The 25,284-nt window shown below is 35.9% G+C and carries 28 protein-coding genes, 2 riboswitches and 1 other annotated feature; of the genes, 24 read left to right on the top strand and 4 right to left on the bottom strand.

The genetic code is table 11. The features are described 5' to 3' along the window. Nucleotides 1-250 precede the first annotated feature (250 nt). The 12 genes from hisZ (at nucleotide 251) to FH036_RS21330 (ending at nucleotide 9,099) form a co-directional block, all read left to right on the top strand. Nucleotides 251-1,513, top strand: a complete 1,263-nt coding sequence (gene hisZ, locus FH036_RS21385) for an ATP phosphoribosyltransferase regulatory subunit (RefSeq protein ID WP_139896208.1) — start codon at nucleotides 251-253, stop codon at nucleotides 1,511-1,513. Then, a complete protein-coding gene (gene hisG / locus FH036_RS21380; protein WP_001244480.1) occupies nucleotides 1,489-2,124 on the top strand; it encodes an ATP phosphoribosyltransferase in 636 nt (211 codons plus the stop codon). The genes hisZ and hisG overlap by 25 nt, the downstream gene beginning before the upstream one ends. A gap of 11 nt (nucleotides 2,125-2,135) precedes the next feature. Next, the gene (hisD, locus tag FH036_RS21375) at nucleotides 2,136-3,425 is read left to right on the top strand and encodes a histidinol dehydrogenase (protein ID WP_139896207.1); all 1,290 of its coding nucleotides are present in this window, start codon (nucleotides 2,136-2,138) and stop codon (nucleotides 3,423-3,425) included. Beyond that, complete coding sequence (gene hisB / locus FH036_RS21370; protein WP_070805582.1) at nucleotides 3,425-4,009, top strand: imidazoleglycerol-phosphate dehydratase HisB; 585 nt, start codon at nucleotides 3,425-3,427, stop codon at nucleotides 4,007-4,009. Before hisD ends, hisB begins: the two co-directional genes overlap by 1 nt. Further along, nucleotides 4,010-4,639, top strand: a complete 630-nt coding sequence (hisH, locus tag FH036_RS21365; protein ID WP_070805583.1) for an imidazole glycerol phosphate synthase subunit HisH — start codon at nucleotides 4,010-4,012, stop codon at nucleotides 4,637-4,639. Then, nucleotides 4,612-5,331: a 1-(5-phosphoribosyl)-5-[(5-phosphoribosylamino)methylideneamino]imidazole-4-carboxamide isomerase gene (gene hisA, locus FH036_RS21360; RefSeq protein WP_000402314.1), complete on the top strand. Its 720-nt coding sequence runs from the start codon at nucleotides 4,612-4,614 to the stop codon at nucleotides 5,329-5,331. The genes hisH and hisA overlap by 28 nt, the downstream gene beginning before the upstream one ends. Next, nucleotides 5,325-6,083, top strand: a complete 759-nt coding sequence (hisF, locus tag FH036_RS21355) for an imidazoleglycerol phosphate synthase cyclase subunit (RefSeq protein WP_000880093.1) — start codon at nucleotides 5,325-5,327, stop codon at nucleotides 6,081-6,083. The genes hisA and hisF overlap by 7 nt, the downstream gene beginning before the upstream one ends. Continuing rightward, nucleotides 6,080-6,385 (top strand): phosphoribosyl-AMP cyclohydrolase, encoded by a 306-nt coding sequence (hisI, locus tag FH036_RS21350; protein ID WP_044793714.1) that lies wholly within the window; start codon nucleotides 6,080-6,082, stop codon nucleotides 6,383-6,385. The genes hisF and hisI overlap by 4 nt, the downstream gene beginning before the upstream one ends. A 10-nt stretch (nucleotides 6,386-6,395) precedes the next feature. Continuing rightward, complete coding sequence (gene hisE, locus FH036_RS21345; RefSeq protein ID WP_000786132.1) at nucleotides 6,396-6,719, top strand: phosphoribosyl-ATP diphosphatase; 324 nt, start codon at nucleotides 6,396-6,398, stop codon at nucleotides 6,717-6,719. A gap of 11 nt (nucleotides 6,720-6,730) precedes the next feature. Further along, on the top strand, nucleotides 6,731-7,747 hold the full coding sequence (locus FH036_RS21340) for a histidinol phosphate phosphatase domain-containing protein (RefSeq protein ID WP_044793713.1): 1,017 nt from the start codon (nucleotides 6,731-6,733) through the stop codon (nucleotides 7,745-7,747). Nucleotides 7,748-7,814: 67 nt separating this feature from the next. Beyond that, the gene (locus tag FH036_RS21335) at nucleotides 7,815-7,982 is read left to right on the top strand and encodes a YozQ family protein (protein WP_000043572.1); all 168 of its coding nucleotides are present in this window, start codon (nucleotides 7,815-7,817) and stop codon (nucleotides 7,980-7,982) included. Nucleotides 7,983-8,127: 145 nt separating this feature from the next. Further along, nucleotides 8,128-9,099, top strand: coding sequence for an NAD(P)-dependent oxidoreductase (locus FH036_RS21330; RefSeq protein ID WP_001062823.1), 972 nt, complete (start codon nucleotides 8,128-8,130; stop codon nucleotides 9,097-9,099). A gap of 32 nt (nucleotides 9,100-9,131) precedes the next feature. Here the strand turns inward: FH036_RS21330 and pssA are convergent, their stop codons facing one another. Next, complete coding sequence (gene pssA, locus FH036_RS21325) at nucleotides 9,132-9,833, bottom strand: CDP-diacylglycerol--serine O-phosphatidyltransferase (RefSeq protein ID WP_000285422.1); 702 nt, start codon at nucleotides 9,831-9,833, stop codon at nucleotides 9,132-9,134. A gap of 294 nt (nucleotides 9,834-10,127) precedes the next feature. Continuing rightward, complete coding sequence (locus FH036_RS21320) at nucleotides 10,128-12,014, bottom strand: LTA synthase family protein (protein ID WP_000941731.1); 1,887 nt, start codon at nucleotides 12,012-12,014, stop codon at nucleotides 10,128-10,130. Nucleotides 12,015-12,214: 200 nt separating this feature from the next. Between FH036_RS21320 and FH036_RS21315 the strand changes: the two genes are divergently transcribed. The 12 genes from FH036_RS21315 to FH036_RS21255 all read left to right on the top strand — a co-directional run bounded on the left by FH036_RS21315 (nucleotide 12,215) and on the right by FH036_RS21255 (nucleotide 23,280). Next, complete coding sequence (locus FH036_RS21315; RefSeq protein WP_139896206.1) at nucleotides 12,215-12,664, top strand: DUF3888 domain-containing protein; 450 nt, start codon at nucleotides 12,215-12,217, stop codon at nucleotides 12,662-12,664. An 89-nt stretch (nucleotides 12,665-12,753) separates the two neighbouring features. Next, nucleotides 12,754-12,935: riboswitch (Lysine riboswitch) on the top strand. Nucleotides 12,936-13,115: 180 nt separating this feature from the next. Beyond that, complete coding sequence (gene lysA / locus FH036_RS21310; protein WP_000280638.1) at nucleotides 13,116-14,432, top strand: diaminopimelate decarboxylase; 1,317 nt, start codon at nucleotides 13,116-13,118, stop codon at nucleotides 14,430-14,432. A 117-nt stretch (nucleotides 14,433-14,549) separates the two neighbouring features. Next, nucleotides 14,550-14,658: riboswitch (SAM riboswitch) on the top strand. A 72-nt stretch (nucleotides 14,659-14,730) separates the two neighbouring features. Further along, complete coding sequence (locus FH036_RS21305; protein WP_000116161.1) at nucleotides 14,731-14,874, top strand: YezD family protein; 144 nt, start codon at nucleotides 14,731-14,733, stop codon at nucleotides 14,872-14,874. 86 nt (nucleotides 14,875-14,960) lie between these two features. Further along, nucleotides 14,961-15,665 (top strand): phosphoadenylyl-sulfate reductase, encoded by a 705-nt coding sequence (locus FH036_RS21300; protein ID WP_000958995.1) that lies wholly within the window; start codon nucleotides 14,961-14,963, stop codon nucleotides 15,663-15,665. Between the two features lie 38 nt (nucleotides 15,666-15,703). Continuing rightward, the gene (gene sat, locus FH036_RS21295) at nucleotides 15,704-16,840 is read left to right on the top strand and encodes a sulfate adenylyltransferase (protein ID WP_044793710.1); all 1,137 of its coding nucleotides are present in this window, start codon (nucleotides 15,704-15,706) and stop codon (nucleotides 16,838-16,840) included. Between the two features lie 12 nt (nucleotides 16,841-16,852). Beyond that, entirely contained in the window at nucleotides 16,853-17,446 is a 594-nt protein-coding gene (gene cysC, locus FH036_RS21290) for an adenylyl-sulfate kinase (protein ID WP_000380508.1), read from the top strand. An 11-nt stretch (nucleotides 17,447-17,457) separates the two neighbouring features. Continuing rightward, on the top strand, nucleotides 17,458-19,080 hold the full coding sequence (locus FH036_RS21285) for a nitrite/sulfite reductase (protein ID WP_139896205.1): 1,623 nt from the start codon (nucleotides 17,458-17,460) through the stop codon (nucleotides 19,078-19,080). Between the two features lie 10 nt (nucleotides 19,081-19,090). Next, nucleotides 19,091-19,291, top strand: a complete 201-nt coding sequence (locus tag FH036_RS21280; protein WP_000366909.1) for a DUF3906 family protein — start codon at nucleotides 19,091-19,093, stop codon at nucleotides 19,289-19,291. A gap of 86 nt (nucleotides 19,292-19,377) precedes the next feature. Further along, a complete protein-coding gene (gene cobA / locus FH036_RS21275) occupies nucleotides 19,378-20,154 on the top strand; it encodes a uroporphyrinogen-III C-methyltransferase (protein WP_000521286.1) in 777 nt (258 codons plus the stop codon). 1 nt (nucleotide 20,155) lies between these two features. Continuing rightward, the gene (locus tag FH036_RS21270) at nucleotides 20,156-20,911 is read left to right on the top strand and encodes a sirohydrochlorin chelatase (RefSeq protein ID WP_000644361.1); all 756 of its coding nucleotides are present in this window, start codon (nucleotides 20,156-20,158) and stop codon (nucleotides 20,909-20,911) included. After that, nucleotides 20,886-21,503, top strand: coding sequence for an NAD(P)-binding protein (locus FH036_RS21265; RefSeq protein ID WP_044793707.1), 618 nt, complete (start codon nucleotides 20,886-20,888; stop codon nucleotides 21,501-21,503). Before FH036_RS21270 ends, FH036_RS21265 begins: the two co-directional genes overlap by 26 nt. Before the next feature lie 61 nt (nucleotides 21,504-21,564). Then, nucleotides 21,565-21,813 (top strand) — a binding site (T-box leader). Nucleotides 21,814-21,924: 111 nt separating this feature from the next. Further along, nucleotides 21,925-23,280: a sodium-dependent transporter gene (locus FH036_RS21255; protein WP_044793706.1), complete on the top strand. Its 1,356-nt coding sequence runs from the start codon at nucleotides 21,925-21,927 to the stop codon at nucleotides 23,278-23,280. A 30-nt stretch (nucleotides 23,281-23,310) separates the two neighbouring features. On the opposite strand, the gene FH036_RS27200 is transcribed toward FH036_RS21255, so the two are convergent. Continuing rightward, nucleotides 23,311-23,472: a hypothetical protein gene (locus FH036_RS27200; protein WP_001095995.1), complete on the bottom strand. Its 162-nt coding sequence runs from the start codon at nucleotides 23,470-23,472 to the stop codon at nucleotides 23,311-23,313. Nucleotides 23,473-23,577: 105 nt separating this feature from the next. Continuing rightward, on the bottom strand, nucleotides 23,578-24,849 hold the full coding sequence (locus FH036_RS21250; protein WP_139896204.1) for a murein hydrolase activator EnvC family protein: 1,272 nt from the start codon (nucleotides 24,847-24,849) through the stop codon (nucleotides 23,578-23,580). Between the last annotated feature and the right edge of the window lie 435 nt (nucleotides 24,850-25,284).

The raw sequence follows: 25,284 nt of genomic DNA, 5'->3' as shown, positions 1-25,284 counted from the left end.
AAATTAGAGGAGAAAGGGAGTAAGTATTATGAAAACAATGCAATCTATTAAAATGCTTACACAACTACATCATCATACATAAAGCCCTTGAACCTAGCGTGAAAACGTGTAGGTGCAAGGGTTATTCCCGTTGTACCTACACGCTACGAAAGAGCCTTGTAGGTATATTTTATCTACAAGGCTCTTTTTATTTTCGGTTTAGGTGCATGAAATAAGCATACATTAGAAAGGGAAAGGTGTGAGAATTTCGATGACAAAATGGAAACGGGCAAATCCAAATGGAACGAGAGATTATTTATTCGAAGAATGTACGTTAATTGAAGAAGTGGAGCAAAAATTAAGGCGTACTTTTTTAGAGAGAGGTTATGAAGAAATAAGGACACCAACAATTGAATTTTATGATGTGTTCGCCTTTCAAAGCAGGCCGATAGATGAAGAAAAGATGTATAAATTTTTTGATGAAAAGGGACGGATTATCGTATTGCGTCCAGATATGACAATTCCTTTAGCGAGAGTGATGGGAACACAGAGGTGTGATACGCCACTTAAAGTAACATATAGCGGAAATGTATTTCGAGCGAATGAGTCCCTTGCTGGAAAATATAATGAGATTGTACAAAGTGGTATTGAAGTTATCGGTATTGATAATGTAAGAGCTGAAATTGAATGTGTTATAAGCGTCATTCAATCACTTCAAAAGTTGAAGGTGCAATCTTTTACAATAGAGATTGGGCAAGTACAGTTATATAAATGTATTGTCAAAAAGCTCTCCATTCATGAGGAAGAAGAGAAAGCTCTTAGAACATATATTGAAAGTAAAAATTATGCTGCTCTATCAAATTTTATTAGAGAAAAGAAATTAGATCGATGTGATGAAACAGTAAGTTTACTAGAGAAATTACCAAGGTTATTTGGGAATTTAGAAGTAATTGAGGAAGCAGAAAAACTCGCCTCCAGTAATGAAATGAAAATGGCCATTGCCAGAGTGAAAGAAATATATGAAGCAATTGACAAGCTAGGCTATGGATCGTACATATCCATTGATTTAGGTATGATTCAACATTTGGACTATTATACAGGTGTTATTTTCAAAGGGTATATATATGAAATTGGGGAAGAAATTGTTAGTGGCGGAAGATATGATGAGTTAATTGGAAATTTTGGAGAAATGTTGCCGGCTGTTGGACTCGCGGTGCAAGTTAATCAAATTGTAAAGGCGCTGCAAGAGCAGCAAGAGCCATATGAACGAAAGAGAATAGATATTATGATTCATTATGAGTTAAATAGATTAGCAGAAGCGGAACGGTTACGAAATTTACTTCAAAAGGACGGGAAAAAAGTAGAGATATCTTTATTTTCTAATTTAAATGACACCTTTCAATTTGCAAGAAAAAATCAAATCGTAACGGTCGTTGAGGCAAAGAACGAATCGTTAGTGGAATATGTATGGAAAGAGAAATGGGTCATCCAGAAAGAAGGAGAAACTTCATGCGTAACATTCAAATTGCGTTAACGAAAGGGAGATTAGAAAAACATGTGATTCCGCTCTTTGAGCAGATTGGAATTGATTGTTCAGAGCTCAAAAATAAAGGAAGAAAACTGGTCTTTCAAAGTAAAAATACGGACATCTCATTTATTTTAGTGAAAGCAGTAGATGTTGCTACTTATGTAGAACATGGAGTAGCGGATATCGGAGTCGTTGGAAAAGATATTTTAATGGAAAACGAGAAAGATATTTATGAAATGTTAGATTTAGGAGTAGGCGTGTGTAAGTTTTGTGTCGCTTCTATTCCTACGTATAATCCGAAGAGCTACCGGAAGAAACGTATTGCGACGAAATATCCACATATTACTTCTAACTATTTTCATAATAAAGGAGAGGATGTAGAAATTATTAAAATAGAAGGTTCTGTAGAAATTGCTCCTATTCTTGGATTGGCAGATGCGATTGTTGATATTGTTGAAACAGGAAAAACATTACAAGAAAATGGACTCATTGTATTTGAGGAAATGTATTCTATATCTGCTCGAATGATTGTAAATAAGGCTGCATTAAAAACTAAAAAAGATGAAATATTCAGTATTATAAATGTGATGGAGCAAGAAATTTTGTCAGGAAAATAGGGGGACTTGTAATGGAGATCGTTTTTGAAGATTTTCAAAAGGCTTTATCGAAAATAAAATTACTACGAGAAAATGCCAATATAATAGAAGAAACTGTTCAAAGAAGTGTAAGTGAAATCGTTCAAAATGTAAGGGAGAGTAGGGATGATGCCTTATCTTTTTATACAAAAAAGTTTGATGGTGTAAAGATTAAAGAGTTTCGTGTAAGTGAAGAAGAAATAAAACGAGCGAGTATGTTTGTAGAGAATTCATTTTTAGAAGCGTTACAAGAGGCGAAGAAAAACATTATTTCGTACCATGAAAAGCAAAAAAGACAATCGATGTTCGATTGCGCGAGTAAAGGCATCATTAGAGGACAAATCATTCGGCCGTTAGAGAATGTAGGAGTATATGTTCCAGGCGGAACTGCTTCGTATCCTTCGTCAGTATTAATGAATGTATTGCCAGCAAAGCTCGCTGGTGTGAAAAAGATTGTAATGGTAACACCGCCAAGAGCAGTAGGAATTGATCCGCATATTTTAGTTGCTGCAAGCCTTGCAGGAGTAGATGAAATTTATACGATAGGTGGTGCGCAAGCAATTGCTGCTTTAGCATACGGGACGGAATCGATTCCGAAAGTGGATAAAATAGTTGGACCAGGAAATTTGTACGTCGCTTTAGCGAAACGAGAAGTATATGGAATAGTAAATATCGATATGATTGCTGGACCGTCAGAAATTGTAGTTATTGCAGATGAAACTGGCAATGCAAAATATATTGCTGCTGATTTATTATCACAAGCAGAACATGACGAGAGAGCGACAGCAATTTGTATTACAACGAATATAGAATTAGCAAAAGAAGTAGAAAAAGAGATAGAAAGGCAGTTAGAAACATTACCAAGAAGCGAAATTGCACGTGAATCAATAAAGAGAAATGGAGCCATTTTTATCGTTCCTTCTTTAGATGAGGCGCTAAAGTTATCGAATGAAATTGCCCCGGAACATTTAGAGTTACATATAAAAGAACCGATGAATGCTCTAGCTTATGTGAAACATGCAGGATCTATCTTTCTTGGACCATATGCACCAGAACCACTCGGGGATTATTTAGCAGGACCGAATCACGTATTACCGACAAGTGGAACGGCAAGGTTTTTCTCGCCGTTATCAGTCGATGATTTTGTGAAAAAATCAAGTTTTCTATCTTATACGGAGGAAGCATTAAGAGATGTAAAACATCATATTGTAGAACTTGCCAATAAAGAAGGGCTACATGCGCATGCGAGAGCAATTCAAATAAGATTTGGGGAGGAAGAATAATGCGGGAGTCTAGTCAAATACGTGAGACGACAGAGACAAAAATAAAATTAAGTTTACAGCTTGATGATGGGAAGAACGTTTCTGTACAAACGGGAGTTGGTTTTTTTGATCATATGCTAACTTTATTTGCAAGGCATGGAAGATTCGGTTTGCAAGTGGAGGTAGAAGGGGATGTATTCGTTGATGCACATCATACAGTTGAGGATGTTGGGATTGTACTCGGAAATTGTTTGAAAGAAGCATTGCACAGTAAAGAGGGGATTAACAGGTACGGCTCAGCATATGTACCGATGGATGAGTCTTTAGGCTTTGTTGCAATTGATATAAGTGGACGCTCATATATTGTATTTCAAGGAGAATTAACGAATCCGAAGCTTGGGGATTTTGATACAGAACTAACGGAAGAATTTTTTAGAGCAGTTGCTCATGCTGCCAATATTACATTACATGCTCGTATTTTATACGGAAGCAATACACATCACAAAATTGAAGCGTTATTTAAAGCGTTTGGTAGAGCGCTTAGAGAAGCAGTTGAAAGAAATGCCAATATTACTGGTGTAAATTCAACGAAAGGGATGTTGTAATTGATTGCCATTATAGATTATGGAATGGGAAACATTCGTAGTGTAGAACAAGCATTAAAGTATATTGGAGCAGCGTATATCGTAACGAGTGATAAAGAAGAGATTTTTAGAAGTGATGGAGTGATTTTACCAGGAGTAGGTGCATTTCCAAAAGCGATGGATGTATTGGAGGAAAAAGATTTAGTACGTGTGTTACAAGAAATTGGGCGTTCCAGAAAACCACTTCTAGGTATTTGTCTAGGAATGCAGCTTTTATTTGAAAAAAGTGAGGAACTACAAGACTGTAACGGGTTAAGTTTATTGCCAGGCGTTATTCGAAAGTTAAAGGTTCCTTATAAAATTCCTCATATGGGATGGAATGAGTTAAAGAAAGAAGGAGAAATAGCGCTTTGGAATGGAGTAGAGGACGGTTCTTTCGTATATTATGTCCACTCTTATTACGCAGATTGTCCAAATGAAATTGTATATGGAATAAGTGAATATGGAGTGAAAGTACCTGGTTTTGTAGCAAAAGGAAATATATATGGTGCACAGTTTCATCCTGAAAAAAGTGGTGACATAGGAATGCAAATGTTGAAAAATTTTAAAGGAGTGGTAGAATCATGGAAATCTTCCCAGCTATCGATTTAAAAAAGGGACGATGCGTTAGACTGTATCAAGGAGAATTTAGTAAAGAAACAGTAATGAATGAAGATCCGGTTGCGCAAGCGATTATATTTGAAAATTTTGGAGCGAAACGGTTGCACATTGTTGATTTAGATGGTGCAGTTGCTGGTGAGTCGTTAAACTTGTCCGTCATTGAAAGAATTTGCAAGGCAGTACGTATTCCAGTGCAAGTTGGCGGAGGAATTCGATCACTTGTAGCCGTAGAGAAATTATTTTCAGTAGGGGTAGATAAAGTGATTTTAGGAACAGCTGCTCTTTATGATAAGCCATTTTTAGAAGAAGCAGTTTTTCTATATAAAGAAAAAATCATCGTCGGAATTGATGCGAAAAATGGTTTCGTAGCAACGAGAGGCTGGCTTGATATGTCTGAAATTTCTTACATTGATTTAGCAAAACAAATGGAGAATGTAGGTGTTCAAACGATTGTATTTACAGACATTTCGAAAGACGGGACACTTGCAGGACCGAATATAGAACAATTGGAGTTACTACAAAAAAGCGTTTCTACTCGACTTATTGCTTCTGGAGGAATTGCATCTATACAAGATGTGAAAAAGTTAAATGATATGAATATATACGGCGTCATAATTGGTAAGGCTCTTTACGAGAAAACGATTGATTTAGAAGAAGTGCTAGAGGTAACAAAGTTATGTTAGCGAAACGCATTATTCCATGTCTAGATGTGAAAGAAGGGCGAGTCGTAAAGGGGGTAAATTTTATAGGGTTACAAGATGTCGGTGATCCTGTTGAAATAGCAGCTTTATATAATGATGCGGGAGCAGATGAAATAGTATTTTTAGATATTACGGCAACGCATGAAGGACGAAAAACGATTATAGATGTTGTAGAAAAAACGGCTTCAAAAGTATTTATTCCTCTTACAGTTGGAGGAGGAATTTCAAGTGTGAAAGATATGTACAATTTACTAAGAGCTGGAGCAGATAAAGTTTCAATTAACTCAGCAACAGTGCGAAATCCAAAATTAATCGAAGAAGGGGCAGAGCATTTTGGCTCACAATGTATTGTTGTAGCAATTGATGCTAGAAAAGTAGCGGAGGATAAGTGGAATGTATATGTGAACGGCGGAAGAGTTGATACAGGAATGGATGCAATCAGGTGGGCAAAGCGTGTTACAGAGCTAGGCGCAGGCGAAATTTTATTAACGAGTATGGATGCAGACGGAACGAAAAACGGATATGACCTTCGTTTAACAGAAGAAATTTCAAAAAGTGTTTCCGTACCTGTCATCGCGTCAGGTGGATGCGGTCATGCTGATCACATTATAGAAGTGTTTCAAAAGACAACAGTTGATGCAGCATTAGCGGCATCAATCTTTCATTACGGTGAGGCGACAATAGGGGACGTAAAGAGAAAGTTAAGAAATGCAAATGTTGAGGTGCGGCTATGAAACCTAACTTTTCAAAAGGACTATTACCAGCAGTTGTAATTGAAGAAGATACAAAAGAAGTTTTAATGCTAGCTTATATGAATGAAGAGGCATATGAAAAAACAATAGAAACGAAAAGAACATGGTTTTATTCTCGTTCAAGAAGGTCGTTATGGAATAAAGGAGAAACATCAGGTAATGTCCAAAATGTGCAATCTCTTTATTTAGATTGTGATCAAGATTCAATCGTTGTTGTCGTAAAGCAAGTAGGACCTGCATGTCATACGGGAGAAAAAACATGTTTTCATTACAAAATTATATAGGGGGATACATATGAAAAATGCCTTTACATTACTATTTGAAACAATTAAAGAACGAAAGAGAAATCCACTTTCTGAATCATATACAAATTACTTGTTTTCAAAAGGAGAAGATAAAATTTTAAAGAAAATTGGTGAGGAATGTACAGAAGTAATTATTGCATCCAAAAATAATGATAACGAAGAGCTAGTGAAAGAAATGGTTGATGTAATGTATCACTGCTTCGTTTTATTAGCCGAAAAAAATATATCATTAGAAGATATTATGGAGGAAGTGACAGAAAGAAATGGGAAGCTTTCGAGAGTAGGGGACAGAAGAGAAATAGATACATTATAGGGGGAATATGTATGAAGGTGGATTATCACATTCATTTAGAAGAAGGGCCATATTCAATAGGATGGCTAGCTAAAATAAATGAATCATTACAACATTATGAACCGCTAAAAGAAGAAAAACATTCTATGGAATGGCTTGTGAAAACACAAGAACGCCTGCAAAGACGTGTGAATGAAGGGCCATTTACAATGAAATGGATTGATTTATATTTAGAAGAAGCTTTGCGAAAAGGGATAAAAGAAGTTGGTATTGTCGATCATTTATATCGTTTTTATGAAGCGAAAGAATACTATGAAAAATATGTTGATATTAGTGATTCGGGTCTTGGACGTTTACAAAAGGAATGGTTAGACCAAGTAAGGGTAGCTTCACTACATGATTTTACAAAGGCAATTGAAGAGGCGAAAGAACGGTGGAGTAAAAGAGGTGTTACGCTTAAACTTGGAATTGAAGCAGATTATTTTATTGGTGGTGAACAACAATTACAATCTTTACTCGCATTAGGAGATTTTGATTATGTAATTGGTTCTGTTCATTTTTTAAATGGCTGGGGATTTGATAATCCAGATACGAAAGAATATTTTAAGGAACATGACTTATATGTTTTATATGATACGTTTTTCAAAACGGTTGAGTGCGCAGTTCGTTCTGAGTTATTTGATATTATTGCTCATCTTGACAACATAAAAGTATTTAATTATCGATTAGATGAGAATGAACAACTTTCTTATTATAAGAAAATTGCGCGTGCATTAGTAGAAACAAATACAGCAACGGAAATAAATGCGGGATTGTACTATCGCTATCCTGTGCGCGAAATGTGTCCGAGTCCGCTATATTTACAAGTATTAGCTAAACACGAAGTTCCGATTACACTCTCTTCAGATGCTCATTATCCGAATGATTTAGGAAAATATGTGGAAGAGAATATAAAGACGTTACGTAATCATGATATTGCTCACTTAGCTACATTTACGAAACGAGTTAGAACGATGAGATTACTAGAAGAAGTAACAATTTCAAAATGATCACGATTTTTTCATGAAAACCCATCTTTTTGTTCAAAATAAGAAAGAATAAAAAGGAGGGTAAGAAATGTCGAAACAGCAAAATAAGCAAAATGTACAAGGTGCACAGCAACAAGCGTATACTTCTGAAACGAATGCTACATCTCAATCCGTTATTGAGGAACAAATTAGTGATACAGTTGCAGAAGGAACGATCGATGTGAAGCTTGGAAAACAATCGCAAGAAAAAGCATAAGAAGAGGGGGAGACTTGCATCTCCTCTTTTTTTGTGGAAAAGTGTCGATTTTCAAAACTATAATCAAATTCCTTGGTTTTTATATGTGGATTTCTTACAATGAAAGATAAGAGAGATCTTATTTTCTATAGAAGAGGTGTTAGTAGTGGCAAAAATATTAGTAGCAGGGAAAATTCCAGCAATCGGATTAGAACTATTAAAGGATCATGATGTAGAAATGTACGATAAAGAGGAGTTAATTTCTTTAGATGAATTAACAGAGCGTGTAAAAGACAAAGATGCATTGTTAAGCCTACTTTCTACAAAGGTGACAAAAGAAGTGATTGATGCGGCACCTAATTTGAAGATTGTTGCAAACTACGGTGCTGGTTACGATAATATTGATTACTCATATGCCGAAAAAAAGGGGATTGCGGTAACGAATACACCGAAAGTATCAACGGAAGCTACCGCAGAACTAACATTTGCACTTCTTTTAGCAGCGGCACGTAGAATTCCTGAAGGTGATACGCTATGTCGTACAACTGGATTTAACGGATGGGCACCGTTATTTTTCTTAGGCCGCGAAGTACATGGTAAGACAATTGGAATTATCGGCCTTGGAGAAATCGGAAAGGCAGTTGCAAAGCGTGCGAAAGCGTTTGGAATGAATGTTTTATATACAGGACCAAATCGAAAGCCTGAAGCTGAAAGTGAACTGGAAGCAACATATGTAACATTGGAAGAATTATTACAAACAGCAGACTTTATTACAATTAACTGTGCGTATAATCCGAAATTGCACCATATGATTGATGAAGAACAGTTCAAAATGATGAAGAAAACAGCGTATATTATAAATGCTTCACGTGGACCAATTATGCATGAAGCGGCACTTGCTCATGCTTTAAAAACAAATGAAATTGAAGGGGCAGCTCTTGACGTGTTTGAATTTGAGCCGAAAATTACGGAAGAGCTAAAAGGATTAAAGAATGTGGTACTTGCTCCTCACGTAGGAAATGCAACATTCGAAACGCGTGATGCGATGGCCGAAACGGCGGTAAGAAATATTTTAGCTGTATTAAATGGCGAAGAAGCTGTAACGCCTGTTAATCAAAAAGTATTCGTTACAAAATAAAAAGAAACCTTCCGATTCCGGAAGGTTTCTTTTTATTTTTCTTTATTTGCTCTTTTTGATGGTCTTTGTCTAAGGAATTGAGATAGCATGTACAAAATATATAGTGGAATAGCAATGAATAAGAAAACAGAAAAATTACCGAACCCTGTTTGGTACATTGTGATAATGATGCCCACTAAAAATAGTGTAATAATGATGCTATATCGTGGAATTGGTACATCTTTTAAACTTGGGATACGAATGCGGCTCACCATTAAAAATGCGAACGTTACAAATACTGTAATAAGAACGATTTTTGGAATGGTATGTGAAAATAATGTTAAGAAAGCAACAAGCCCTCCCGCTGCTGTAATCGGTACCCCAGTGAAATATTTCATTGAAGTAGAAGATGGTGTTACATTAAATCGTGCTAAACGATATGCTCCGAAAAGAGGGAATAGCCCCGCTATGTATAGTCCGATGATTCCATAATTAGAGAAAGATGTGTAATACATGAGAACAGCAGGTGCTGCACCAAATGTTACGACATCCGCAAGCGAGTCAAGCTCTTTTCCCATTTGTGAATCAACACGTAATAAACGAGCAACACGCCCATCAAGACTATCTAACATCATCCCGATAAGTACTAAAATAGCAGCTGATTTATAATATCCTAAAGATGCATAGCCGATTGACAAGAATCCACTATATAAATTTCCGAGCGTAAATAAGTTTGGAATAGCTGCTCTATACAAAATCTGATCCCTTGCTTTCTGTAATAAATTCTTAATTAGTGTATGAAAGTTTACTTATTTTATCATACCATAAATTTCTTCTTCACACGAAAGAAATTCCCAATTTGTGAAAGATTTCATATCAGAATGATTTGAAAAATAAGTGAAAAAAGAAGGGGCTGTCTCATAAGTCTCTTTCGAAGTAAGATCACATGAAATTGAAAAGGCAGAAACGTTATAAAATTAACATTTCTGCCCTTCACTTTTTATTCGATTTTGGCTAAAAAGCACTTTTTGGGACAGCCTCTTCTTGTATTATTCAAAGTTCGTTATCATAGTTCCAGTTTTATACCGATTGTTAGGATCGAAACGTAACAAATCTCCATAAATGAGTTTGTCGGAAAGTTTCAATTCTGTTTTTGCTTTTTCAATATTCGGTTGACATAATGAGATGTCTGCTTCTTCACCTGTGTTTCGTTTATAGCACATGTTTTTTGTATACACATAATCTTCCGAAACGAAGCTACCATCACGCATTACCATAAGTGGATCTTCTTCTTTAATAAATAAGTCAGTTCCAAATTCAACTGATTTATTTGTTTTAATACCAAGTAAATGAAGTAGCGTTGGTTTAATATCAATTTGACCAGACACTTTAGAAATGACTTTTCCTTCTTGACCAGGTACATGAATTATGAGAGGGACGCGTTGTAATTGCATAGAATCAAATGGTGTAATAGCGTCTTTCCCAAGGAACTGAGCCATAGCTGCGTTATGGTTTTCAGAAATACCGTAATGATCTCCGTAAATGACAATAACAGAGTTGTCATACAGTCCTTCTGCTTTTAATTGTTTAATAAATTGTTTAAGAGCTTCATCCGTATAACGAACGGTTGGGAAGTAACGGTTTACAACGCCACTTTCCGAATTAAACTCATCAACATATTGATCTTCTGGATTTAGAAGAAATGGAAAATGGTTTGTTAAAGTAATGAATTTTGTATAGAACGGCTGTGGTAAAGATTTTAACTTTGGAATAGATTGTTCAAAGAACTCTTTATCTTTTAACCCCCAACCGACAGACATTTGTTCCGTGCCTACGTAATCACTTAAATTAAAGTAACGATCATATCCAAGTGCAGGGTACATTACATCACGATTCCAAAACGTTTTATCGTTTGAATGGAAGACAGCAGAAGAATATCCGTATTTCTTTAATTGTTCTGGTGTAGCTGTATATTCATTTGTTGCATGAGTAAAGAATACAGAACCGCGGTCTAACGGATAAAGTGAATTTTCAACGATAAATTCAGCATCAGAAGTTTTACCTTGCCCTGTTTGATGATAGAAGTTATCGAAATAAAAACTATCTTTAATAAATTCATTTAAAAATGGAGTAATTTCTTTTCCATTTATTTTTTTATTAATAACAAAACTTTGTGTAGATTCCATTGAAATCAAAATTACATTTTTACCTTTTGCAGCTCCAAATAAGTTCTTATCAACTTGCTTATCTTTTGAGTCTGTATAGTTTTTAATTTCAGAGAATCCGTCCCCACTTGCAAATACACGTTCAGCTGAAGATTTTGATTGCAGTGTAATATCAAATAGATGATATGTGTATAAACCTAAATTTTTCACGACAGTTTGACGGTCAAACGAGCGTGAGAACATTTGTGGTTTATAAATAATGGAAACAACAATTTGTAGTGCTAATAGAGCTGTTACACCGCTAAAGAAAGTTCTCTTCTCAGAGCGAGAAAGCGGCGTTTTGTCGCAAAATGATGGGAATTTACGCGAAAGAAACATTAAGATGATCGCATCTGCAAATAACAGTAATGTTTTATACGTAAAGAGTTCTTTTATACTCGTCCCTAAATCAGCCATATTATTTGTTTGAAATAATACTGGGAACGTAACGAAATCGTTATAAAACCCATAAAACATTGCATTTCCAAATAAAATGAATGACAGTATAAAACTAATTCCAACTATAATGCGATTTCGGTGTTTAGATGCAAATAATGCAAAACCGAAAAATAAAAGTAACGCAGCTAGTGGATTCATAAAAAGCATAAATTCTTCAAAGAAATTATCAATTTTAATATCAAACGCTAGCTTGTACACAATATATGTTTTTATCCATAATAAAACGACTGCAACGAGTGCGAATCGCAGTTTTGGAAACAGACGTTGTAGCATAATATACTCCTCTCCTAAAAAGCATGACGGTTCTTGTGGGCCTATTTGATTAGCGCCTCATTTTATATATACGAACAGTCCTTTATTATTATGTTTATTATACTATGAGTATCATTATACGAAAATAAAAGAGAGTTGTGGACTTTTTTATAACAATTGAGTAGAAAAAGGGCAGTAGGAGACAATAAAATGGAGTTTCTATGTATGATTATTATCGTGCGCGGAAAGAATCGTGTAACAATACGGAGGTTATAATGCGAAAATTATTATATTTTATAGTATGCAGTAGTGTTATACTTTTTGCTTCACCAAGTGTGTCGGTAGCAGAGTATGATGCACCTCTTATGGAAGATGCCCTTTATTCTGTGTTATTTCCGAAAATAAATAAAGCAATCGAAAAACAATATGGGAGCTTGAAGCCTTATCAATGCCCGAAAATTATTAGTTTAAAAAAAGTGTATAGCGGCACATATTTATTTCAAGCGAGTATTGAAGTGACAAAGTATGAACGTGTTGCAGGGAAAATTGCGCCACCATTTGAGAAGGTAACGATTACATTTAATAACGAAGAAGGCGAATGGGAAGTGATAAAGGTTTCAGTAAAGCGCTTACCAAACGATACGAAACTAAACTGTCAAAAAGCAATATAAAAAATTGTTTGACAAATAAAATGGTCCTTTGGTATTGTTAATAGCAACAATCAGATGTTTGAAAATTAAATAGACTTACCTCATCTACTCTCAAAGGTAGAGGCCGCGATAGGAAAGAGTAAGCTATGGGAGATTTAATGGAATCTGTGATCATAGGTTGAAAGGGACTATTGCCGAAATATAAGAATAACCATCTTATTCATATATTGGGACTGCATTGAATAAATGTAGTACTGTCATAAGATTTATTTTATGGAGAGCTATTTGGAGATGTTGATGCGGTTTCTTATTTTGAGGAGATAACAACTCGTTTATTTTTTCAATATATATTTTTCCTAATAAGAAACGCGTGTGAACATTGTTCCGCGCGTTTTTTGTCTATCTAAAAGCGTGCTGCAATGAATAGAAGATTGGGGTTATGAGTTTTAGAGGAAATAAGGGAGGAATTCAAATGTATTTACACGGCACAAGCCGAATCAATGGGCAAGGACACTTAGAAATTGGAGGGTGCGACACGACGCAGCTAGCAAAACAATATGGAACACCACTTTATGTATACGATGAAGAGTCAATTCGAGGAAAGTGCCGCGCGTTTCATCGTGCTTTTAAAGAAAGTGGGTTCTCTTATCAAGTAGCATATGCAAGCAAGGCGTTCTTGTGCATGGAGATGTGCCGAGTAGCTCGTGAAGAGAATATGTCATTAGATGTTGTTTCTGGAGGAGAATTATATACTGCACTACAAGCAGGATTTCCTGCATCGCGCATTCATTTTCATGGCAATAACAAAACAGATGAAGAAATTGTGATGGCTCTTCAGGCGAATATTGGTTGTTTTGTCGTAGATAACTTCTTAGAATTAGAAATTTTGCATGATTTAGCAGTGCAACATGGGAAATTTGTGAACATATTAATTCGTGTAACGCCCGGAGTAGAGGCGCACACACATGAATATATTACAACAGGTCAAGATGATTCAAAATTTGGATTTGGCGTGTCAAATGGTCAAGCGATGCAGGCAATTGAGCTTGCTTTACAAAAATCAAATTATAACGTGTTAGGAATTCATTCACATATTGGATCACAAATATTTGAAACGGCTGGCTTTGTGCGAGCGATTGAAGTTCTTCGTCAATTTTTAGAAGCAGTGAGAGAGCGAACAAACTATGTAGTAAAAGTGCTAAATGTAGGGGGAGGATTCGGAATACGCTACACAGAGTCCGATACACCATTAACTCTTGAGACGTATGTGCGAGCTGTAACAAGTGCGGTGAGAGAACAATTTACGTTATGTAATTATCCATTGCCAGAAATATGGGTTGAACCAGGCCGTAGTATTGTGGGTGATGCCGGAACGACACTTTATACAGTCGGATCTGTGAAAGACATTCCTGGTATTCGGAAATATGTATCAGTGGATGGTGGGATGACTGATAACTTAAGACCTGCTTTATATAACGCTCGTTATGAAGCGATGTTAGCGAATCGAGGGAATGATGAGAACGAGGAAGTTGTTTCGATTGCAGGGAAATGCTGTGAGAGTGGAGATATGTTAATTTGGGATATTAATCTACCGAAAGTTGCTTCTGCGGATTTACTAGCAATTTCTTGTACAGGGGCATACGGGTACTCGATGGCAAATAATTATAATCGGATTCGTAGACCAGCTGTCGTCTTCGCGAAAGGTGGTACATCACAAATTGTTGTAGAGCGCGAAACATATGAAAATATTATTGGGAACGATCGCATACGTATAAAAGAACTTGTTTAAATGAGGAAAAAGGAGTTGTTCGGATGGGCAATTCCTTTTTTATAAAATAAAATAATTAAAATATATCGGAAAACTAGGATTGAAAAAAATCAGAATTGTGATAAAATACAAATACAAAGCTTATCAAGAGAAGCGGAGGGAACTGGCCCGGCGAAGCTCGGCAACCTGCTTATAGAAAGCAAGGTGCTAAATCCAGCAAAATGGAATCCATTTTGAAAGATAAGGTAAAATATATTACCGAACAGTCTTTTCGAAATGGGAAAGATTTTTTTTATGAATAAAAAGGGGGGCTGTTCGCGTGAGCGTACGGGAACATTTTGAGGAAGTATCTGAGAAAATTGAAGCGATGCTTGCTGATATGAAATATGGTTCAATTACAATTGTTGTGCAAGATGGAAAAGTCATTCAATTAGAGAAAAGTGAAAAAGTACGTTTAAAGTAAAAAGCGCTGACTAGAAAAACTAGAGGCGGTTTTAACCTATTTTATTAGGTTAAAACCGTCTTTTTGCTTTTACAGGGGGAAAAAACATGTTGACGTATGAAACGTGGGAAGAAAATGATGTTTCATTTTCAGAAGAAGATGAAACGAAAGGCGCGTTATCTGTATTAAGTTGGGCTTATAAAGAATATAAAAGTGAAATTGTATACGCATGTAGCTTCGGAGTGGAAGGGATGGTACTGCTGCATCTTATTAACCAAGTAAATCCATCTGCTAAAGTTGTTTTTTTAGATACTAACGTACATTTTCAAGAAACGTATGAATTAATTCAAAAAGTGCGGGAACGATTTCCTTCATTAAATATTATAGAAAAACAGCCAAAACTTACACTTGATGAACAAGTCAACTTGTATGGTAACAAGCTATGGGAAAGCAATCCTAATCTTTGTTGTAAAATTAGGAAAATTTTACCGTTAGAAGAATCATTAGCGAATGAAAAAGCGTGGATATCGGGACTGAGGAGGGAACAATCAGAAACCCGTAAGCATACAAAGTTTATAAATCAAGATCATCGCTTTCGATCTATTAAAGTTTGTCCGCTCATTCATTGGACGTGGAAAGAGGTATGGCGATATGTATACAAACATAGTTTGCCGTATAACCCATTACATGACATTGGATATCCAAGTATTGGGTGTGAGAAGTGTACGTTACCTGTAGGAGAGGGTGGCGATTCAAGGGATGGTAGATGGGCAGGGAAAGTAAAAACTGAATGTGGCCTTCATTATCAATAAGGTGAATTTGAAAATAAAGCTAAGAGAGGGTTTAGAAAATGAGTACAAGAAACGAATTAGTAAATCTTTTAGACGAGACATATGATGTATCACAAATTGAAAAAGAAATTGAGCTAGACAACATTGCGTTAAGTGATTTAGAGCTATTAGCAACAGGAGGATATAGCCCGCTTACTGGTTTTCTAGGAAAGAAAGATTATGATTCGGTTGTAGAAACGCTTCGTTTAAATAATGGAAGTGTTTGGAGTATACCAATTACATTACCAGTAACGGAAGAGGTAGCAGAGACGCTAAAAGTTGGAGAGGAAGTAAAGCTTGTTAACGGTGGAAACGTATATGGTGTCATTCAAATAGAAGATATTTTTGTGCCTGATAAGGAAAAAGAAGCGTTACTAGTATATAAAACGACGGATGAGGCTCATCCGGGAGTGAAAAAATTATATGAACGACCGAACGTTTATGTCGGTGGGGCTATTGTTCTTACGAAACGCTTTGAAAATAATCCGTTTCCTTCTTATCATTTAGACCCAATTGAAACGAGAGAAGAATTTAAAAAACGTGGTTGGAAAACAGTAGTCGGATTCCAAACGAGAAATCCTGTACATCGTGCCCATGAATATATTCAAAAATCTGCTCTTGAAATTGTAGATGGTCTCTTTTTAAATCCCCTCGTTGGGGAAACGAAGTCGGACGATATTCCTGCTGATGTAAGAATGGAAAGCTATGAAGTGTTACTTCAAAACTATTATCCGAAAGATCGTGTCTTTTTAAGTGTATTTCCTGCAGCGATGCGTTATGCAGGACCGAGGGAAGCAATATTTCATGCACTAGTCAGAAAGAATTTTGGATGTACCCACTTTATTGTAGGGCGAGATCATGCAGGGGTAGGAGATTATTACGGTACTTATGAAGCGCAAGAAATTTTTACAAACTTTACAGTAGAAGAATTAGGGATTACACCGTTATTTTTTGAACATAGTTTTTACTGTACGAAATGTGAAGCAATGGCTTCGACGAAAACATGCCCGCACGGAAAAGAAGATCATGTTATTTTATCGGGTACGAAAGTAAGAGAACTATTACGAAACGGTGAGATTCCGCCAAGTACATTTAGTCGTAAAGAGGTAGTGGAAGTGCTAATTAAAGGCTTGAAAAAAGAAGTAGTAACAGAATAGGGAGAGAATGAGATGGACACAAATATTACTTGGCATACAGCTTCGGTTTCAAAAGATGAGAGAAGAGTGAAGAATGGGCATCATAGTTTTGTAATTTGGTTTACTGGTTTATCAGCGTCGGGTAAATCTACAGTAGCAAACGCGGTTGCTCGTAAACTATTTGAAAAGAATATTGGAAACTATGTACTTGATGGAGATAATATACGCCACGGTTTAAATAAAGATTTAGGTTTTTCTGAAAGTGATCGTATGGAAAATATAAGACGGATTGGCGAAGTGGCAAAGCTATTTGTAGATCAAGGTACTGTTGTTCTTACAGCGTTTATTTCACCGTTTCGAGTAGACCGAAAACAAGTTAGAGATCTATTAGCTGCAGATGAATTTATAGAAGTGTTTGTAAAATGTCCAATTGAAGAGTGTGAGAAACGTGATCCGAAAGGGCTTTATAAAAAAGCAAGAAAAGGTGATATTAAAGACTTTACAGGTATCGATTCACCATATGAGGAACCAGAGAAAGCGGAGTTAATTGTACAAACGCACAAGTATTCTATTGAAGAATGTGCAGAACAAATCGTGAAGTACTTACAAGAGCGTAGTTTTATATAGGGGGATAAAAAATGAGTTATGAAAAAGTATGGGCTAACAATGAAAAATTAAATCAAACTGAGAAAAATAAATTAAAAAAAGATGGATTGGAAATCTTTAATGACATTCCTTACTATGCAGAGAATGGCTTCGAATCTATTCCGAAAGAAGAGTGGGACGCATTCAAATGGGCAGGGTTGTATTTACAAAGACCGAAAGAAGCTGGTTATTTTATGATGCGTGTAAATATTCCTTCTGGCATTATTACGAATGCACAGGCAGAAGTGCTTGCTTCTATCGCTGAGGATTATGGACGTGACGTAATAGATATTACGACAAGACAGGCGATTCAGTTTCATTGGTTACAAATTCATCAAATTCCAGATATTTTTAAAAGATTAGCAAGAGTTGGGTTATCTTCAGCTGGGGCGTGTGGTGATATAACGCGTAATATTACAGGAAATCCACTTGCTGGCATTGATGCAAATGAATTATTTGATACAACGCATATTGTGAAAGAGGTATATGACTACTTCCAACATAATGAAGAGTTTTCTAACTTACCACGTAAATTTAAAATGTCTATTAGTTCTAACATTTATAACGCAGCAAACGCAGAGATTAACTGTGTTGCATTTACACCTGCTACGAAAGAAATAGATGGTGAGAAAAAAGTTGGTTTTCATATAAAAGTAGGCGGTGGGTTATCGGCTCGTCCATATTTAGCTGATGAATTAGATGTATTCGTTTTACCAGAAGAAGTCAAAGCGGTAGCGATTGCGATTGCTACGATATTCCGTGATTTTGGATATCGTGAAAAACGTCATTTAGCTCGTTTGAAATTTCTTGTTGCAGACTGGGGAGCAGAGAAGTTTAAAGAGAAACTAATAGAATATACAGGACCATTACAAAGTAAAGGAGAAAGTGCTCTTAAAGGCTGGAATGCGGGATACTTTTATGGTGTCCAAGACCAAAAACAAGATGGACTAAAATATGTAGGTTTTAATGTGCCGGTAGGACGCCTACATGCAGAAGAAATGTTTGAGATTGCAAGAATTGCTAAACAATATGGAAATGGACAAATTCGTACATGTAATTCACAAAACTTCATTATTCCGAATGTTCCGCCAGAAAATGTAACTGGCTTGCTAAATGAGCCGTTGTTTGAAGCGATATCAGCAAATCCGAAATCGTTTATTGGTCACGCGGTTTCTTGTACTGGTATTGAATATTGCAATCTTGCATTAGTAGAAACGAAAGAAAGATTACGAAAAATTGCCGAATACTTAGATACACAAATTGCACTCGATGTTCCGATTCGTATTCATATGGTAGGATGCCCGAATTCATGTGGTCAACGTCAAATTGCTGACATTGGATTACAAGGTGTAAAAATGAAAACGAAGGAAAAAGGAATTGTTGAAGCCTTTGAAATATATGTAGGTGGAACGCTGTTAGATGGTGGTGCTTATAACCAAGAGTTAAAAGGAAAAATAGATGGTGAGGATCTACCTGATGTACTCGTATCATTTATAAGTTATTTCAAAGAAAATAAATTACTAGCTGAAACGTTTTATGATTTTGTAGGCCGTGTTGGTGTAGAGACATTACAAACAGCGTTAAATAACGTGTTAGAAGAAGTAATAGCGTCTTAGGAGGGACAATATGGATTTATATCGATTTGAAGCTGTATTAGAGAATAGTATTGTTCCAATTGTTGTTGTTGCTGAAAGTGAAGAAAAGGCATTTAAGATGGCGGAGATTGAACTTGAAAAACATTTTTTACCGTTACCAGAAGTAAAGGAGATTGCTCTATTTGAAAAAAAGAAGATTCGAAAAAGCGCGGCTTTTGTTATTCATGAGTAAGGAACATTGAAATATGAAGAAATGAAAACTTCCATTCCTATATAAGGATGGAAGTTTCACTTTAATAGTAGAAATGAGGAGAGATGATGGGAAAAGTATATATCGTTGGAGCGGGCCCTGGAGATCCAGATTTAATTACTGTAAAAGGATTGAAATGTATTGAGAAGGCAGATGTTATTTTGTACGACCGTCTCGTAAATAAAGAGTTGCTTTCCTATGCAAAGTCTGGAGCGGATTTAATTTATTGCGGAAAACTACCAAATTATCACACGATGAAGCAAGAGACAATTAACACGTTTCTTATTAAATATGCGAAAAAAGGAAAAGTTGTAACGAGGCTAAAAGGTGGGGATCCATTTGTATTTGGTAGAGGAGGAGAAGAAGCTGAAGCGTTAGCAAAGCAAGGTGTACCGTTTGAAATCGTTCCTGGTATTTCAGCTGGAATAGCTGCTCCTGCTTATGCTGGTATTCCAGTGACACATCGTGATGCAAGTGCAAGTTTTGCTATTGTGACAGGGCATAGAAAAGAAGATGCTGAAGAGGAAGTGAAGTGGGAAAATTTAGCGAAAGGTGTAGAGACTTTAGCTGTATATATGGGGGTTAGCAATTTACCCTACATATGTGAGCAACTGATAAAGCATGGAAAAAATAAAAGTACGCCTGCTGCTATTATTGAGCGGGGAACGACATCTATGCAGCGCACAGTTGTTGGGACGTTAGGAACAATTGTAGATGTTGCGAAAAAAGAACAAATTCAAAATCCAAGCATGATTGTAATTGGAGAAGTCGTCCGTTTTAGAGAAAAAATCCATTGGTTTGAAAAGCAGACAGAAAGTACGTATCAAGTAAGTGGAGTGTTATAAAATGAAAGCCATCTTATATATATGTCATGGAAGTCGCTTGAAAGCAGCGAAAGAAGAAGCGGTTGCATTTATTACGTCATGTATGAACCGTGTAGAGGCAAGTATTCAAGAAATTTGTTTTTTAGAGTTAGCGAGTCCAACTATTGATGAAGGGTTCCGTACATGTGTGAAGCGTGGTGCTACAGAGATTATCGTTATTCCAGTTTTTTTATTAGCAGCAGGTCATGTGAAAAAAGATATTCCGTTTGAATTGGAAAAGTTAAATAATCAATATCCAAGTATAAAAGTGACCTATGGTAATCCATTTGGCGTATCAGAAACACTTATAAAATCAGTGTATAACGGTAGTGGCATTGAACAGGAAAATAAGAATGAAGTGACGTTACTTCTCGTTGCAAGAGGGAGCAGTGATCCTGAAGTATTACGAGATATAAACTGGATCGCTTCTTTATTTCAAACGGAAGAGAAAATTAAAAAAGTAGAAATTTGTTATTTAGCAGCTGCCGAGCCGAAATTTGAGAAGAAGTTAAAGGAAGTTGTAGAACGAAAAGAAAAGAATATCGTTGTACTGCCTTACTTGTTATTTACAGGTTTGCTTATGAAGCATATTGAAAAAGAAGTACGCCAATATGAGCTAGATGAGATAAAAATAAGTCCATATTTAGGGAAGAATGAAGCGTTTCAGTATATGTTAATTCAGAAAACGAAGAAATTATTGAAGGGAGATCAATATGTATCCACTTACAGTGCGAGTTGAGAAGAAACGTGTTGTTGTCATTGGTGGAGGGAAAGTCGCGGGATTCAAAATTATTCCTTTACTCAAACAAGGTGCAGATATAGTTGTGGTAAGTCCTGAATTGGATGCAAATTTAGTGAAACTTGTAGAAGAAAAGAAAATTCGTTGGTATCAAAGGGAGTATGAAAAAAGTGATATTAAAGACGCCTTTTTAGTTGTTGCAGCGAGTAGTGATGCTGTATTGAATGAACAAATTGCTGAAGATGTCGCAGAGAATCAATTAGTAAATGTTATTACGAATCCGGAAAGTGGTAATGTTCATTTTCCGGCAGCGATTCATCGTGGATTACTGAATGTGGCTGTTTCTACTGGCGGAGCGAGCCCAAAACTTGCAAAAAAAATTCGTGATGATATCGCAAATAAATATGATGAGACGTATGAATCGTATCTTGATTTTTTATACGAAGTTAGAATAAAAGTGAAAGAATTACAAATAGAGAAAAGGCAGAGAAATATATTGTTGCAAGAGGTATTAAAGTCGATATATGTTCAAAATGAACAAAAAAGAGAATTGTTTTTACAAGAATTAGAGAGAAGAGTTCATATAGGATAATAAATAAATTGTACTTTACAACTATAAGAATATAATTTATAATCACAAGTAACTTCAATAGATGAAATCGATGAGCAAGAAGAGTATGTATATTTGATACGTTCAGAGAGCTGGGGTAAGGTGTGAGCCCGGTACGATAAAATATACAGAATGGGCTTGCGAGAGGTATGTTGAACATTGTAGTAGGCAACCCGGGTTCCGCCGTTAAAAGGATAGAGTATCGGAGTTTTTCCTGTACTTGAACAAGTGGGATTTATCAATCCAATTGAGGTGGTACCACGGTATTAATATTACATATATCGTCCTCTACATGCATATTTGCGTGTAGGGGACTTTTTTATTTTCTAAAGGAGGTGTGCGAGTATGAAATGAAAGTGTATAATTAACAAAAGTTTAAATATTCAGAAAAGGAGAAATTATGATGAAAGAAACACAGCAATGGACGTCGAAAATAGGCTTTGTACTCGCAGCAGCCGGAGCCGCAGTAGGTCTTGGTGCGATATGGAAATTTCCATATGTTGCAGGTAATGGCGGGGGAGGCGCATTCTTCCTTGTATTTTTACTATTAACTTTATTTATAGGTATGCCGCTTCTTATAGCTGAATTTGTTATTGGACGTAGTACACAAAAAGAGGCAGTTACTGCATATAAAGTATTAGTGCCAAATAGCAAGTTATATCCTTGGATTGGTCGCATGGGAGTTGTTACTTGTTTTAGTGTACTATCTTTTTATAGTGTTGTAGGTGGATGGATTTTACTTTACTTATACTATAGTGTGACAGGAAGTTTCTGGAATGGAGTGACTGATTATGGGCAATTATTCGGTGAGACGATTTCAAATCCAGTAAGCGCGATCGGAGCACAATTTATCTTTATGCTTTGTACGATTTTTGTCGTAAGTAAAGGTGTAGAGAAAGGGATAGAAAAGGCAAGTAAGTATATGATGCCGTTATTATTTATTTTATTTATTGCAATTATTGTTCGTGCGTTAACACTGGATGGTGCTTTTGCTGGGGTAGAGTTCTTCTTAAAACCAGATTTTTCAAAGCTGACAGCAGATACGATTTTATATGCGATGGGACAATCTTTCTTCTCTCTAACAGTAGGGGCCTCAGTAATGGTAACGTATAGTTCATATTTAAAGAAAGAAGAACATTTAGCGAAGTCAGCAACATCTATTGTAAGTTTAACTGTTTTTGTTACAGTACTTGCAGGATTAGCGATTTTCCCGGCGATTTTCGCACTAGGTGTTAAGCCGACTGAAGGACCAGGGTTACTATTTATCGTCCTTCCAGCAGTATTTGCGAAAATACCATTTGGACAATTTTTCTTCATTATGTTTTTAGTGCTATTCTTCTTTGCAACGTTAACATCTGCGATTTCCATGCTTGAAATTGTAGTAGCATCTGTTGCGAAGGGGAATGAGAAGAAGCGTCCGTCAGCATCGTTATTAATTGGTATTCTAATTTTTGCAGTTGGAATTCCGTCAGCGTTATCGTTTGGTATTATGAGTGATGTGAAAATATTTGGGAAAACATTCTTTGACTTAGTCGACTTCTCAGTAAGTAACGTATTGCTGCCGTTAGGGGTACTAGCTATTTCGCTATTCGTACCAAATAAAATGAGTAAAGAAATGTTAATGAAAGAATTAGAAGTTACGGAAACGAAAGGGAAAACATTATTTAATATTTGGTTCTTCTTACTTCGTTATGTTATTCCAATAACTGTAATTATTGTATTTTTAAATGTGATAGGTGTATTTAAAATGTTTGCATAATAAAAAGACGGAGAAATCTCCGTCTTTTTATTATGTTGTAGGTGTATTTAGTAAGCGATTATATGCTTTGTAGGCTGTGATGACTGCGAGGAATGATCCGATTAAAAATAAAACTGAGCCACCAAATGTAAATAGCCGGCCAATAAAAGTCTCTCTAGCTTCTTGTATTTCTTGCTGTAATTGTGTATTCATATAATTCACCCCGTAAACTATAGATAGGCATTTAGTTATAGTCTATGTAGAATGCCTATAGTGTGTGAAGTGGAAATAAAAGAACTCGGTATGCACCGAGTTTTTTTATAATCCGATATAAGGAGATGGATCAACTGCGTTTGTCTTGCCGACATTCCATTCTCCCAGATGAAGTTCGAAGTGTAAATGTTGTCCGTATGATTGGCCAGTATTCCCCATAAATCCAAGTTGAGTTCCTTGTTTTACAGTTTGTCCATTTGATACAGAACGGCTACTCATATGAGCATATACTGTTGTATATGTTTTTCCGTTAATACGGTGAGATAAGTACACAACATTTCCGTAACTAGATGATAATTCTGAGCGAATAACAACGCCATCTGCAGCGGCAATAATTGGAACAGTTCCTGAAGCAGCGATATCGATTCCTTTATGGTTATCTATAGAGCGTACGCCAAAACCAGAAGTTTTTGATCCAGCTGCTGGTTTAATAAATCCTCCGATGTTTGTATCGTGTGGTGTTGGGGCCGCTTGAGCTGTTTGAGCAGATGTAGCAGCTTGTTTACGAGCTTCTTCCGCCTTGCGAGCTTCCTCAGCTTTACGAGCTTCTTCTGCGCGTTTTTCTTCTTCAATTGCCTTTTGAACAGCTTGACGCTGGTTTTCTAAAATGCCTTTAGATTCTTCTAATCCTTCAATCTCTGAATCTACTTTTGCTACTTTCGTATGTAGATCGCTAATAAGAGTTTGTTGCTGTTGTTGGTTGTTTTGTAATTCTTGTTGTTTTTGTTCTAATTTTTGCTCGGATTCTTTCAGTTGTTGCTCTTTTTTCTCAACAGCCTCTTTTTCTTTCGTCACAGCATCTTGGTCATTTGTTTGTTTTTTCACAATGTCAGTATCATTATTTAAAATTAAACTGACAGAGTACATATTATCAACAAGATCAGCAATGTTTGCAGAATTTGTTAATACTTCCGTAATGATATTTGTGCGAGGTTTTTCTTGCATAGATTGCAGTCGTTGCTTAATAACTTCCTGACGCGTATCTATGTTTGTTTGTAATTGCTCTATATGTTTCTTTTTTTCAGTAATTACTTGTTGTGTCTTACTAATTTCTTTTTTTGTATCGTTTAATTCAGCTTCGTTTTTATTAATAGAAGTAGTTAAATCGTCGATTTTCTTTTGTAATTCTTGAATTTCTTTTTCTATTTGTTCTTTCTCGGCTGATTTATTTTGTAAGTCATTTTGTTTTCCTTCTAATTCAGATTGAATATTAGATAATTTATCTTGATTCGTTTCAGCGTATGTGGGTGAAAGTAACGGGGAAGCAAAAATCGTTCCTGCTGCTAAAACGCTGAACGCTACAAATTTCTTTTTCATGGTTGTCTGGCTCCTTTCCCTATGAATGTTATATATCATAAGAAGAAGAGTGTCTATCGTTGTAACCATAATGTAAAGAAAATTTTATAAAATTACTAAGTTTTGTCGGAATTTATCATTGTTTTACGGTAATTGTAATGGTGATTCTCTTTCTTAATTTGTGTAACAAAGGTGTGTTCTGGATTACATTTTGTTAAATAAAGGAATAAATAGGTCTATTTTATGTAGTGAAATTTAATTTGGAAACTCAATAAAATACTAGTAAGGAATCGTTCTCATGTGAGGTTTTCTGACATGGGTTTTGTTTTTGTCAAGAAAATTATTTGCGTTCGGGCAAAGTTATTTTGTTGTCAGATTTTAAATTTTGATTTATGATTTTTAACAGGGACAAAATGTAGTGAATTGTCGAATAATATGTAATACTCTTAATTTCAA

Source organism: Bacillus sp. CD3-5 (assembly GCF_006349665.1).
GTDB lineage: Bacteria > Bacillota > Bacilli > Bacillales > Bacillaceae_G > Bacillus_A > Bacillus_A paranthracis.
The sequence above is the reverse complement of the archived record's forward strand: the minus strand, read 5'-3'. Positions and strand labels throughout refer to the sequence as shown.